General features: G+C 74.2%; 15 protein-coding genes. 7 read left to right on the plus strand and 8 right to left on the minus strand.

The window, feature by feature from the left end:
* Window positions 1-332: 332 nt before the first annotated feature.
* Window positions 333-1,133, plus strand: a complete 801-nt coding sequence (locus OIM89_RS08785) for an enoyl-CoA hydratase-related protein (RefSeq protein WP_030695744.1) — start codon at window positions 333-335, stop codon at window positions 1,131-1,133.
* An 84-nt stretch (window positions 1,134-1,217) separates the two neighbouring features.
* Here OIM89_RS08785 and aac(6') read toward each other — a convergent pair whose 3' ends face one another.
* The 3 genes from aac(6') to OIM89_RS08800 are packed head-to-tail and all read right to left on the minus strand — an operon-like array spanning window position 1,218 to window position 2,709.
* The gene (aac(6'), locus tag OIM89_RS08790; protein ID WP_107069985.1) at window positions 1,218-1,691 is read right to left on the minus strand and encodes an aminoglycoside 6'-N-acetyltransferase; all 474 of its coding nucleotides are present in this window, start codon (window positions 1,689-1,691) and stop codon (window positions 1,218-1,220) included.
* Between the two features lie 5 nt (window positions 1,692-1,696).
* Window positions 1,697-2,311: a DNA-3-methyladenine glycosylase I gene (locus OIM89_RS08795; RefSeq protein ID WP_047467385.1), complete on the minus strand. Its 615-nt coding sequence runs from the start codon at window positions 2,309-2,311 to the stop codon at window positions 1,697-1,699.
* The gene (locus OIM89_RS08800; protein WP_264491126.1) at window positions 2,308-2,709 is read right to left on the minus strand and encodes a DivIVA domain-containing protein; all 402 of its coding nucleotides are present in this window, start codon (window positions 2,707-2,709) and stop codon (window positions 2,308-2,310) included. The genes OIM89_RS08795 and OIM89_RS08800 overlap by 4 nt, the downstream gene beginning before the upstream one ends.
* Before the next feature lie 137 nt (window positions 2,710-2,846).
* Here OIM89_RS08800 and folP point away from each other — a divergent pair, with 137 nt between their 5' ends.
* Together folP and OIM89_RS08810 are read left to right on the plus strand one after the other, a co-directional pair.
* Window positions 2,847-3,707 carry a dihydropteroate synthase gene (folP, locus tag OIM89_RS08805; RefSeq protein WP_023417227.1) on the plus strand — a complete coding sequence of 287 codons (861 nt, stop codon included), beginning with the start codon at window positions 2,847-2,849 and terminating at the stop codon, window positions 3,705-3,707.
* 52 nt (window positions 3,708-3,759) lie between these two features.
* Complete coding sequence (locus tag OIM89_RS08810; protein WP_226964377.1) at window positions 3,760-4,638, plus strand: arylamine N-acetyltransferase family protein; 879 nt, start codon at window positions 3,760-3,762, stop codon at window positions 4,636-4,638.
* A gap of 16 nt (window positions 4,639-4,654) precedes the next feature.
* Here OIM89_RS08810 and OIM89_RS08815 read toward each other — a convergent pair whose 3' ends face one another.
* On the minus strand, window positions 4,655-5,089 hold the full coding sequence (locus OIM89_RS08815) for a DUF2000 domain-containing protein (protein ID WP_264491127.1): 435 nt from the start codon (window positions 5,087-5,089) through the stop codon (window positions 4,655-4,657).
* Window positions 5,090-5,138: 49 nt separating this feature from the next.
* Between OIM89_RS08815 and OIM89_RS08820 the strand changes: the two genes are divergently transcribed.
* Window positions 5,139-5,945, plus strand: coding sequence for an AraC family transcriptional regulator (locus tag OIM89_RS08820; RefSeq protein WP_030695751.1), 807 nt, complete (start codon window positions 5,139-5,141; stop codon window positions 5,943-5,945).
* Between the two features lie 56 nt (window positions 5,946-6,001).
* On the opposite strand, the gene OIM89_RS08825 is transcribed toward OIM89_RS08820, so the two are convergent.
* Both OIM89_RS08825 and dapE read right to left on the minus strand, forming a co-directional pair.
* Window positions 6,002-6,793, minus strand: a complete 792-nt coding sequence (locus tag OIM89_RS08825; RefSeq protein ID WP_030695752.1) for a TIGR00730 family Rossman fold protein — start codon at window positions 6,791-6,793, stop codon at window positions 6,002-6,004.
* A 155-nt stretch (window positions 6,794-6,948) separates the two neighbouring features.
* A complete protein-coding gene (dapE, locus tag OIM89_RS08830) occupies window positions 6,949-8,028 on the minus strand; it encodes a succinyl-diaminopimelate desuccinylase (protein WP_175456983.1) in 1,080 nt (359 codons plus the stop codon).
* 71 nt (window positions 8,029-8,099) lie between these two features.
* Here dapE and OIM89_RS08835 point away from each other — a divergent pair, with 71 nt between their 5' ends.
* From OIM89_RS08835 to OIM89_RS08845, 3 genes are all read left to right on the plus strand, one after another.
* On the plus strand, window positions 8,100-9,005 hold the full coding sequence (locus tag OIM89_RS08835) for a hypothetical protein (RefSeq protein ID WP_226964376.1): 906 nt from the start codon (window positions 8,100-8,102) through the stop codon (window positions 9,003-9,005).
* 48 nt (window positions 9,006-9,053) lie between these two features.
* Window positions 9,054-9,461 carry a pyridoxamine 5'-phosphate oxidase family protein gene (locus OIM89_RS08840; protein WP_226964375.1) on the plus strand — a complete coding sequence of 136 codons (408 nt, stop codon included), beginning with the start codon at window positions 9,054-9,056 and terminating at the stop codon, window positions 9,459-9,461.
* 386 nt (window positions 9,462-9,847) lie between these two features.
* Complete coding sequence (locus OIM89_RS08845) at window positions 9,848-10,273, plus strand: ATP-binding protein (RefSeq protein ID WP_047467393.1); 426 nt, start codon at window positions 9,848-9,850, stop codon at window positions 10,271-10,273.
* 68 nt (window positions 10,274-10,341) lie between these two features.
* Here the strand turns inward: OIM89_RS08845 and dapC are convergent, their stop codons facing one another.
* Together dapC and fdxA are read right to left on the minus strand one after the other, a co-directional pair.
* Entirely contained in the window at window positions 10,342-11,463 is a 1,122-nt protein-coding gene (dapC, locus tag OIM89_RS08850; protein WP_195730397.1) for a succinyldiaminopimelate transaminase, read from the minus strand.
* Between the two features lie 128 nt (window positions 11,464-11,591).
* Window positions 11,592-11,912 (minus strand): ferredoxin, encoded by a 321-nt coding sequence (gene fdxA, locus OIM89_RS08855; protein WP_003950669.1) that lies wholly within the window; start codon window positions 11,910-11,912, stop codon window positions 11,592-11,594.
* Window positions 11,913-11,984: the final 72 nt, after the last annotated feature.

Here is an 11,984-nt window from a genome sequence, read left to right on the forward strand (position 1 = left end):
CTTCCTGAAACCAGCTCGTCGCAGCCGGCGGCCCCATGACAGGCGCTGTGTCACCGGCATCGAACACATTGCTTCCCAGCCATTATCCCGCATCCCCGGACCCGATGACCAACATCGGTCGGCATCGCTTGCGCAACGCGCTTGAGCAAAACCACCCAATTCGGCGATGCGGCTGCGATACTGCGCCGCCGCATACACCCTGGCGGCACGTTTTTCTTTGACGCAGGTCACACACCCCCGCGCCGCACCGGCCCGGCCGCCCTGGGGGATGCTTGGCCGGGGCCCCGGTGCCGCGCCGGGCCACGGACGCACAACTTGTGAGGAGCAGGCTCATGGCCGACGCCGTGCTGTACGAGGTCAGTGACGGACTCGCGACGATCACGCTGAACCGACCCGAGGCCATGAACGCCCTCAACACCGAGGCCAAGGTCGCCCTGCGCGAGGCGCTGCTGGCCGCCGAGGCCGACGACGCGGTGCGCGCCGTGCTGCTCACCGCCAACGGGCGGGCGTTCTGCGTGGGCCAGGACCTCAAGGAGCACGTCGGCAACCTCATGTCGGACAAGGAGTCCGGCACCGAGCTGACCATGACCACGGTCCGGGAGCACTACAACCCGATCACGCTGGCGATCACGCGGATGCGCAAGCCGGTCGTGGCCGCCGTCAACGGTGCCGCCGCCGGGGCCGGTTTCGGCTTCGCGCTCGCCGCCGACTACCGGATCGCCGCGGACACCGCCAAGTTCAACACCTCGTTCGCCGGGGTGGCGCTCTCCTCCGACTCGGGCCTGTCCTGGACGCTGCCCCGGGTGATCGGCACCACCCGCGCCACGGAGCTGCTCTTCTTCCCGCAGAACATCACCGCCGAGCGCGCCCTGGAGCTGGGCATCCTGCACCGCGTGGTCCCGGCCGACGAGCTGGCCGCCACCGCGCTGGAGCTGGCCCGGCGCCTGGCGGCCGGCCCGACGGTGGCGCTCTCCGCGATCAAGGAGGCGGTGGCCTTCGGCGCCGGGCACACCCTGGAGGAGTCCCTGGCCAAGGAGGACGAGCTCCAGACCCGCGCCGGGACCTCCGAGGACCACGTCATCGCGGTCCGCGCCTTCCTCGCCAAGGAGGAGCCGAAGTACCTGGGCCGCTGACCCGGGCCGCTCCGCTCCGGCACCACGTACGGCCGCCCTCCCGGAAGCGGGAGGGCGGCCGTACGCGTCTCCCAGGTCCGTCCCTCAGGTCAGTTCGGCCGCCAGCAGGTCCATGAGCAGGCCGTCCTCCCACGCGCCGGTGCGGTGGTTGCGCCAGTAGGCGCGCATGATCCCGACCGGGGCGAAGCCGACCTTGCGGTAGCTGCGGATGGCGTGCGTGTTGGCGGCGGCCGGGTCGATGACCAGGCGGTGGTGGCCGCGCTCGGCGATCAGCCAGCGGGCCAGGGTGCGTACGGCGTCGGGGCCCAGGCCCTGCCCGTGCCACCGGGCCGACAGGAAGAGGTCGATGCCGGCGTGGCGGAACTCCGGGTCGCTCTCCTCGCTGAACTGGATCGCGCCGATCACCTCGCCGTCCACGACGACGGCGAGCATGGCGGCGTACGCCTCGGGCGGCGGCCACCACCGGGCGACCTCGGGTTCGCGGACGATCGCGTCGAGGACGGGGGTGTCGGCGGGGACGGTGGAGCGCAGCAGGACCCGTTCGCCCCGCAGCTCCAGGTCGCTCACCGGGTGCCGGTCCCGCGCGCCACGCAGTCGGCGAGGTGGTCGTCGACCAGGCCGCACGCCTGCATGAGGGCGTAGGCGGTGGTGGGGCCGACGAAGCGGACGCCGCGCTTCTTGAGCTCCTTGGCCAGCGCGGTCGAGGCGTCGGTGACGGCGGGCACGTCGGCGACGGTGCGCGGCGCCGGGCGGCCGGCCGGCTCGGGCGCGTACGACCAGATCAGCGCGTCGAGTTCGCCCTGCGGCCAGTCGGCGAGCAGGCGGGCGTTGGCGAGGGTGGCGTCGACCTTGGCGCGGTTGCGGATGATGCCGGGGTCGGCGAGCAGCCGGGTGCGGTCGGCCTCGGTGAACTCGGCGACGGCGGCGATCTCGAAGCCCGCGAAGGCGGCCCGGAAGGTCTCCCGGCGGCGCAGGATGGTGAGCCAGGAGAGGCCGGACTGGAAGGCTTCCAGGCAGAGCCGTTCGAAGAGGGCGTCGTCGCCGTGGACGGGGCGGCCCCACTCGGTGTCGTGGTAGGCGAGATAGTCCTCGGTGGACAGGCCCCAGGGGCAGCGCGGGGCGCCGTCCGGGCCGGGCAGGGTGCCCTTGGCGGGCGCGGTGGCGGTCGTCTCGCTCATCGCTGCTCCCCCTCGCCCTGCGGGCCGGCCGGGCCTTCCTCGGTGGTGCCCGGTTCGGGGGGCGGGGCGAGGAGTCCGGGGCCGCCGACGGCGTGTGCCTGGTCGCCCGCGCGGGCGCTCTCCAGCTCGGCGATGCGGGCGTCGCGTTCGGCGAGTTCGGCGCCGAGGCGGCTGAGCGCGTCGTCGACCTCGGTCATGCGGTAACCGCGCAGCACCACGGGGAAGCGCAGCGCGTCGACGTCGGCACGGGCCAGCGGCCGGTCCTCGGGGAAGGCGTAGGCGACGGTCTCCGGCCCGGCCTCGGGCAGCACGGCCCGCGAGCCGCCGCCCACCACGGCCAGCGTCACCGCCGCCACCACCACGACCAGCGCGATGACCAGGAACACGAACATGACCATCTCGGGGACTCCACCGCTCGTACGTCGTGAGATCACGCGCGCGGGTCCGTGGCCCGCCACGCGTCGGACCCCGATCGTGCCATGCGCGGCCGACAGTTAAGGTCGCAGGCGACCACCTGCGAGAAGGAGTACGACGGATGCTGCGTCTGGGACGCCGGGAGTTCGGGCCGCACGAGCCGGTGATCATGGCGATCGTCAACCGGACCCCCGACTCCTTCTACGACCAGGGGGCGACCTTCGACGACCTGCCCGCGCTGGAGCGGGTCGACCGGGCGGTCGCCGAGGGCGCCGCCATCGTGGACATCGGCGGGGTCAAGGCAGGACCCGGCGACGAGGTGGACGCCGCCGAGGAGGCGCGCCGCACCGTCGGCTTCGTCGCCCGGGTCCGCGAGCGCCACCCCGACGTGGTGATCAGCGTCGACACCTGGCGCCACGAGGTCGGTGAGGCGGTCTGCGAGGCCGGGGCCGACGTACTCAACGACGCCTGGGGCGGGGTGGACCCGAAGCTGGCGGAGGTCGCCGCCCGCCACGACGTCGGGCTGGTCTGCACCCACGCGGGCGGAGCGCGCCCGCGCACCCGGCCGCACCGGGTCGCGTACGAGGACGTGGTGGCCGACATCCTCGACGTGACGGTGGGCCTCGCCGAGCGGGCGGTGGCGCTCGGGGTGCGCCGGGACCGGATCATGATCGACCCGGGCCACGACTTCGGGAAGAACACCCGGCACAGCCTGGAGGCCACCCGCCGCCTCGGTGAACTGGCCGCCACCGGCTGGCCGGTGCTGGTCTCGCTCTCCAACAAGGACTTCGTCGGCGAGACCCTGGACCGCCCGGTCAAGGAGCGGCTGCTCGGCACCCTGGCGACCACGGCCGTCTCCGCCTGGCTCGGCGCCCAGGTCTACCGCGTCCACGAGGTGGCCGAGACCCGCCAGGTGCTCGACATGGTCGCCTCGATCGCCGGACACCGGGAGCCGGCGGTGGCGCGGCGGGGACTGGCGTAGCCGGAGAAAACCGGCTTGACCTCCACCGTGGTCGAGGTTGGAGGCTGAACCCATGACCATCCCGACAGCCGCCACCCCGACCGGCCACCGGCCCGACCGCTGGTCCGGCGAACTGCTCGACCTCGACGCCTACCTGGCGCGGGTCGGGTACGACGGGCCGCGTGAGCCCACGCTCGCCGTCCTGCGTGACCTCCACCGCGCCCACACCACCGGCATCCCCTTCGAGAACGTCCACGCCGTCCTGGGGCGGGAGCTGCCGCTCGACCTGCCCTCCGTGCAGGACCGGCTCGTCCACGGGCGGCGCGGCGGTTACTGCTTCGAGCACGTGGGGCTCTTCGCCGCCGTCCTGGAGCGGCTGGGGTTCCACGTCACCGGCCTGCTCGGGCGGGTCAGCCTCGGCGCGGACAAGGTGCTGCCCGCCACCCACGGCCTGCTCGCGGTGACCGCCCGCGACGACACGCGCCGGTGGCTCTGCGACGTCGGTTTCGGCGCCGGTCCGCTCGGGCCCGTCGAGCTGGCCGACGGGGCCGAGGCGGCGTACGACGGCTGGCGGTACCGGCTCGAGCGGCACCCGGGCACCCACGGGATCGACCAGTGGTGGCTGTACCAGTCGGCGCCCGGCACCGGGGGCTCCCCCGGCTCGTGGATCGACCGGCACACCTTCACGCTCACCGCCCAGTACCCGATCGACTACGTGGTGGCCAGCCACTTCGTGGGCACCCACCCGCGCTCCCCGTTCGTGCGGCGGCTCTTCGCCCAGCGCATGGCCCCGGACGCCCACCACAGCCTGGACGGGCTCACCCACGTCACCACCCTCCCCGACGGGAAGACCACCACCGGGGAGATCGCGCCCCAGGCCCTGGACGCGACCCTGCGCGAGGTCTTCGGGCTCGCCCTCACCGAGAAGGAGCTGAGGGCGCTGGCGGACTGACCGGTGCTCCGGTTGGTCAGGGGTGCATGCGGGCGCCCTTGAGCACCTTGTCGACGGCGTTGCGCGGGCCGTACACGGCGAGGCCCACCAGATCCAGCTGGTCGCTGCCGACGGCCCGCACGGCGGCGCGGTTGTCCCGGTCGTTGCCGGTGGCGAAGAGGTCGGAGGTGAAGACGGCCCGGGGCAGCACCCGGGCCAGCGCCTTGCCGTGGGCGGCGGTCAGCGTCTCCTTGCTCCCCTCGAAGACCAGCACCGGCTGGCGCAGCATCGGCAGGTAGGCGGTGGAGTCCGCGTCCTCGTACGGCTCGCCGATCACCTCGGGGTGCTGCGTCCCGAGCCTGCTGACCAGGAACGCGGTCACGTTGAGCCGCTGCCAGCCCTCCAGGTCCTCGCGGAGCAGCACGGCGATCTTGGTGTCGAAGCGGACGGGTGCGGTGTCGTTCGTCGTCATGCCCCGAGCCTGCCGACCGGCCCGCCGCCCGGTCTTGTACGTTTTTTGCGTGACGGCCGGCCAGCAGATCCACGCGTGGCGCCCACCGGTCCCCGGCGTGGCGGAGGTCTTCCACGCCCACTTCACCGAGCACGCCTACCCGATGCACGTCCACGACGTGTGGACGCTGCTCCTCGTCGACGACGGCGCCGTCCGCTACGACCTGGACCGGCACCCGCACGGCACCCCGGCCGACACGGTCACCCTGCTGCCGCCGCACGTCCCGCACAACGGCTCCCCGGCCACCGCGCACGGCTTCCGCAAACGCGTCCTGTACCTGGACCTGACCCAGCTCGGCCCCGAACTCGTCGGTCCGGCCGTGGACCGGCCCGAGCTGGCCGACGCCCTGCTCCGCCGCCGGGTCGGCCGGCTGCACACGGCGCTGGCGGCGCCCGGGGACGAACTGGAGGCGGAGAGCAGGCTCGCCCTGATCCGCGAACGGCTCCGCGCCCACCTGCGGCCCCGCCTGGCCGCGCCGGGCCCGGTGCGGGACCCGGGCCTCGCCCACCGCCTGCGGGAACTCCTGGACGCCCGGCTGCGCCAGGGGCTCACCCTCGACGAGGCGGCCGCGCTGCTGCACGCCCACCCCGCCCACCTGGTCCGCGCCTTCAGCGGCGCCTTCGGCATCGCGCCGCACCAGTACCTGACGACGCTCCGGGTGGGCCGGGCCCGCCGCCTGCTGCTCGACGGGCTGCCGCCCGGTGAGGTGGCGACGGCCGCCGGGTTCTACGACCAGTCGCACCTGAACCGGCACTTCAGGAAGGTGGTGGGCACCACTCCGGGCCGGTACGCCCGTACCGGTGCCCCGGGCCGCTGACCGGCCCCGCGCCCCCCGCCGGCCCCGGCCGGTGCCGGGGCGGCGGGCCGGGGCGGTCAGGAGCCGATGGCGACGGCCGGGCCTGTGCCGGGGTGGCGGCGCGGCTCGGTCTCCTTGGTGACCAGGGCGACGGCCTCCTCCACGTCGTCGGTGACGTGGAAGAGCAGGAGGTCCTTGGCGGCGCACTTGCCCTGCGCCACCACCGTGTCCCGCAGCCAGTCGACCAGCCCGCCCCAGTACTCCCGGCCGAACAGCACGATCGGGAACCGGGTCACCTTGCGGGTCTGCACCAGCGTCAGCGCCTCGAACAGCTCGTCCAGCGTGCCCATGCCGCCGGGGAGGACCACGAACCCTTGCGCGTACTTCACGAACATTGTCTTTCTGACAAAGAAGTAGCGGAAGTTCACGCCGATGTCGACGTGCCGGTTGAGTCCCTGCTCGAACGGCAGCTCGATGCCGAGGCCGACGGAGACGCCGCCGGCCTCGCGGGCGCCCTTGTTGGCCGCCTCCATGGCGCCGGGCCCGCCACCGGTGATGACCGCGAACCCGGCCTCCACCAGCGCCTTGCCCAGCTCGACGCCGGTCTGGTACTCGAAGGACTCCGGGCCGGTGCGGGCCGAGCCGAAGACGCTGATGGCGCTCCCGAGTTCGGCGAGCGCCCCGAACCCTTCCACGAACTCCGACTGGATGCGCATGACGCGCCAGGGGTCGGTGTGCACCCAGCTGGAGTCGCTCTTGGTGTCCAGCAGCCGCTGGTCGGTGGTGCCGGGCTGGATCTGCTCGCGCCGCCGCACGACGGGGCCGAGCCGCTGCTCCTCGGGCACATCCGCTGCTTGTGGAGTGGCCATGTACTCCCCTTCCCTTCCGGTACTGCGGCACCGTCCGCCGGGGGTCCCGGTGGACGTCTTGCCATGTCAGCCTAGGCGGAGCGCTGTTACGGCGGGCGGAAGCGGACATGGCCGCCCGGAAGCGGTGAACGGGCGGCCCGGGAGCGGGCCCCGGCTCAGGCGGTCAGCCAGGCCGCCAGCCGCTTCTCGGCGTCCAGGATCTTGGCGGTGTCGACCCGCTCGTCGCGCCGGTGGGCGAGGTGCGGGTTGCCGGGGCCGTAGTTGACGGCGGGGACGCCGAGCGCGCTGAAGCGGGCCACGTCGGTCCAGCCGTACTTGGGCATCGGGGTGCCGCCGACGGCCTCGGCGAAGGCGGCGGCGGCCGGGTGGGAGAGGCCGGGCAGGGCGCCGCCGCTGTGGTCGTCGACGATGAACTCGGTGACGCCGCAGCCGTCGAAGACCTCACGGACGTGGGCGAGGGCCTCCTCGGGGGTGCGGTCGGGGGCGTAGCGGAAGTTGACGGTGACGGTGCAGGCGTCGGGGATGACGTTGCCCGCGACGCCGCCCTCGATGCCGACCGCGTTGAGCCCCTCGCGGTACTCCAGGCCGTCGATGAGCGGGTAACGCGGCTGGTAGGCGGCGAGCCGGTCCAGGATGGGGGCGGCGGCGTGGATGGCGTTCGCGCCCATCCAGGAGCGGGCCGAGTGGGCGCGCTCGCCGGTGGTGCGCAGGAGCACGCGCAGGGTGCCCTGGCAGCCGCCCTCGACCTGCCCGTCGGAGGGCTCCAGGAGGACGGCGAAGTCCCCTTCGAGCCAGTCGGGGTGGGCGTCGGCGACGTGGCCGAGGCCGTTGAGGTCGGCGGCGACCTCCTCGTTGTCGTAGAAGACGAAGGTGAGGTCGCGGTTGGGCTCGGGGACGGTGGCGGCGATGCGCAGCTGGACGGCGACCCCGGACTTCATGTCGCAGGTGCCGCAACCCCACAGGACCCCGTCCTCGTCGAGCCGGGAGGGGACGTTCTCCGCGATCGGCACGGTGTCGATGTGCCCGGCGAGGATGACGCGCTCGGCGTGGCCGAGGCGGGTGCGGGCGACGACGTTGTTGCCGTACCGGTCGACCGTCAGGTGCGGCAGCGGGCGCAGGGCCGCCTCGATCGCGTCCGCGAGGGCGCGCTCGTCGCCGCTCTCGGAGGGGAGGTCGACGAGGGCGGCGGTGAGGGCGGCGGCGTCGAGCGTGAGGTCAAGGGAGGTCGGAGCCATGACCGCGACCCTAACGCGGTCCCGCCGGGCGGCCCGGCACGCCCTCGGCCCCCTCCAGTACCTTGGGCAGCGTGTCTGAGCCCTCCTTCTTCCGGCGCGGCCGTGTGCTGCGCGTCGGCGCGGCCCTGGTCGTGCTGCTGGCGCTCGCCGGGTACCTCGCGGCGCAGCAGCGCGGCGATACCCCGGCCGGCTCCCGGTGCGTGGTCCGCTCCGCCGACGACCCCGCCGAGACGTACGAGCTGAGCGCGGTGATGGCGGTCAACGCGGCGACCATCTCCGCGGTCGGCACCGGCAAGGGCATGCCCGAACGGGCGGTGACGATCGCCCTGGCGACCGCGATCCAGGAGTCCTCGCTGCGCAACATCGACTACGGCGACCGCGACTCACTCGGCCTCTTCCAGCAGCGCCCCTCGCAGGGCTGGGGCAAGCCGGAGCAGATCATGGACCCGGTCTACTCCTCGGAGAAGTTCTACGAACACCTGGCCGAGGTCCCCGGCTACTCCCGGCTGCCGCTGACCGTGGCGGCCCAGCGCGTCCAGAAGAGCGGCTTCCCGCAGGCGTACGCCAAGCACGAGCGGGACGCCTCGCTCCTGGCCGCCGCCCTCACCGGCCGCGCCGCCACCACGCTGACCTGCGGCGGCGCCACCGAGGAGCCCGGCGACGAGAAGGCACTCCGGGCGGCGCTGGCCCGCGACTTCGGCAAGGACGTCCTCCCGGCCACGGGCGCTGCCGGCTCGGGCGCGGACGGCACGGCGGACGGCCCCCGCACCGTCGAGCTCCCCGTCACCCCGGCGGACGGCAAGCGCCGCGGCTGGGAGCTGGCCCACTGGGCGGTCGCCAACGCCACCCGGCTCGGCGTCTCGGAGGTCACCTACGCGGGCCGCACCTGGCGCACCGGGGGTGACTGGGAGACCTCGGCGGAGGAGACGCGGGGCGGCGGCACGGGCACGGTACGGATCGTGGTGTCGGAGGGCTGAGCCGACGGCCCCCTCCCCCGCGCGCGCCTGGGGCGTTACCGTCCCCGCATGGCCGCTCCCGACGTGCACGATTTCCTCGCCCGGCCCCTGGTGGCCCGCGTCGCCACCGCCGGCCCGACGGTGCGGCCGGTGTGGTTCCTCTGGGAGGACGGGGCCTTCTGGTGGCTCACGGGGGCGTACGCCCGGCTCGGGCGGCGGCTCGCGGCGGACCCGGTGGTCGCCCTCGTCGTGGACAGCTGCGACCTCGCCACCGGCCAGGTGCTCTCGGCCACCTGCCGGGGCGCCGCCGAGGTGGTCCCGCTGGACCGGGCGCGGGCCGTACGGAAACTGACCCGCTACCTCGGGCCCGAGGAGACCTGGCCGGTGCGGTTCTCGGCCTCGCTGGACGACCCGGCGGCCCGGCTGGTGCGGTGCGTTCCCGACCGTCCGCCGGTGGTGCGTGACTTGTCCTGGTGAGGGTGCGACGGCTGAGGAAGCCTGTTCCGCCGCCGGGGACGCCGTCGGGCCGCCCCCGCGGCCGCTGCACGCCCGTGCGAGGGATCACCCGGACGGTGGCGTGTGCGGGCCGGGGCGCCCGAGGCGCGCGGGGCCCCGGAGGCCGGGGTGGCGGGCGGGCGAACGCCTAGTTCAGAGGCTGCGGAAAGCATTCGGCTGATGAGCCGCCGGACCGCTTGTCGGGGAGGCCGACAATGTGACGCGTTATCGATTCGTGATCCGCTCGTGCCGCAACCTTCGCCGCTCCGGCGCGGTAGTCACGGCGTCGCAGGGCCGGGCTCACCGGTCCGGACGGCGCGTCGGCCGCCTCACCGGTCCGCGCCCCACGTCCCCCCAGAAGGAGCAACATGTCCCTCCCCCTGAGCCGCCGGATCGCCCGAGCCGCCCTGCTGGTCGCCGCCGCGGCCGCCCCCGTGGCCGGTGCGGCCGGCGCGGCCAACGCCGCCGAGCTGCCCGTCGGGTCGAACCTGTCCGGGCTGACCGCCCTGGACGGCGAGGGCCTCGGCAACACCCTCGACGGTGCCGCGCAGGGTGCCACCGGCGCGGCCGGGAAGACCGGCTCCCAGGCCGTCGGCACCGCGGTGCCCGCCGCGGGCAAGACGGTCGGCCAGACCGGCAAGACCGTCGCCCCGGCCGCCCAGGACGCCGTCGGCACCCTCGCGGGCTCCGCGGGCAAGGCGGTCGGCGACACGGCCGGCTCCGCCGCCCAGAGCGGCCTGCCCGGCAAGGGCCTGCCCACCGGTGGCCTCCCCGGCGGCCTGCCGCTCGGCTGACCCACCGGCGCACAGGGCCCCGGGGAGCGCGGACTCCCCGGGGCCCTGTGGCGTGTCCGGACCGACCGTCAGGCGGTGGCGGTGAGGCGGGCGACGGCGGCCGCTACGCGCTCGTCCGTGGCGGTGAAGGCGATCCGTACGAAGCGGTCCCCGGCGGGGCCGTAGAAGTCGCCCGGGGCGACGGCGATGCCGAGCGAGGCGAGGTGGGCGACCGTGTCCCAGCAGGGCTCGTCGCGGGTGGCCCACAGGTAGAGGCTGGCCTCGCTGTGCTCCACGCGGAAGCCGTGGGCGAGCAGGGCCTCACGCAGGGCGGTGCGGCGGGCCGCGTACCGCTCGCGCTGCTCGGCCACGTGGGCGTCGTCGCCGAGGGCGGCGACGGTGGCGGCCTGGACGGGGGCGGGCGTCATCATCCCGCCGTGCTTGCGGATCTGGAGCAGCTCGCCGAGGACGGCCGCGTCGCCGAGGATGAACGCCGAGCGGTAACCGGCCAGGTTGGAGCGCTTGGAGAGCGAGTGCACGGCGACCAGCCCCTCGTGGCTCCCGCCGCACACCTCGGGGTGGAGCACCGAGACCGGGTCGGCCTCCCAGCCCAGTTCGAGGTAGCACTCGTCGCTGACGACCAGCACGTCGTGCTCCCGGGCCCAGGCCACGATCCGGGCCAGCTCGTCCTTGCCGAGGACGCGGCCGGTCGGGTTGGAGGGCGAGTTGAGCCAGAGCAGCTTGAGCGGGCCCGGGTCGAGGTCGGTGACCGGGTCGTCGTAGACAGCCGGCTCGGCGCGGGCCAGGCGGGCGCCGACCTCGTACGTCGGGTAGGCCAGGCGCGGGAAGGCCACGGTGTCGCCGGGGCCCAGGCCCAGCTGGGTGGGGAGCCAGGCGACGAGTTCCTTGGAGCCGACCACCGGCAGGACGTTCCGCTCGGTCAGCCCTTCGGCGCCCAGGCGGCGGGCGGCCCAGCCGAGGATGGCGGCGCGCAGCGCGGCGGTGCCCCACACGGTCGGGTAGCCCGGCGAGTCGGCGGCGGCCGTCAGCGCCTCGCGCACCAGCGGCGGGACCGGGTCGACGGGGGTGCCGACGGAGAGGTCGACGAGGCCGTCCGGGTGGGCGGCGGCGGTCTCCTTGTACGGCTGGAGCCTGTCCCACGGGAAGGCGGGGAGAAGCGCGGAGACGGGTGAGGGCGCGGCTGCGGACACGGCTGCTCTTTTCGGGTCCTGGTGGGGCGGGGGGGAGGTCGGATCGGTCTGGGAAACGACGAGGTCCCGCCGGTGCGGAACCGGCGGGACCTCGTACGCACTGTCTCGGCAGAGCCGGGGCCTGGGCCCTACTGGTTCTGCGGCGGCAGTTCGGCGATGAAGGGGTGGTCGCGCTCGATGAGACCGAGCTTGCTGGCCCCGCCGGGCGAACCCAGCTCGTCGAAGAACTCGACGTTCGCCTTGTAGTAGTCCTTCCACTCCTCAGGAGTGTCGTCCTCGTAGAAGATCGCCTCGACCGGGCAGACCGGCTCACAGGCTCCACAGTCGACGCATTCGTCCGGGTGGATGTACAAGGACCGCTGGCCCTCGTAGATGCAGTCGACCGGGCACTCCTCGATGCACGCCTTGTCCTTCACGTCGACACAAGGCTGCGCGATGACGTAGGTCACGCTGTCGTTCCTCCTCGATAGGGCGCTGGCGGGCCGTCTCTACAGGCTCCGCCGCCTGGCGCGCGGGAGCGC

It is taken from the genome of Streptomyces sp. BI87 (genome assembly GCF_025957665.1).
Taxonomy (GTDB): Bacteria; Actinomycetota; Actinomycetes; order Streptomycetales; family Streptomycetaceae; genus Streptomyces; species Streptomyces albidoflavus.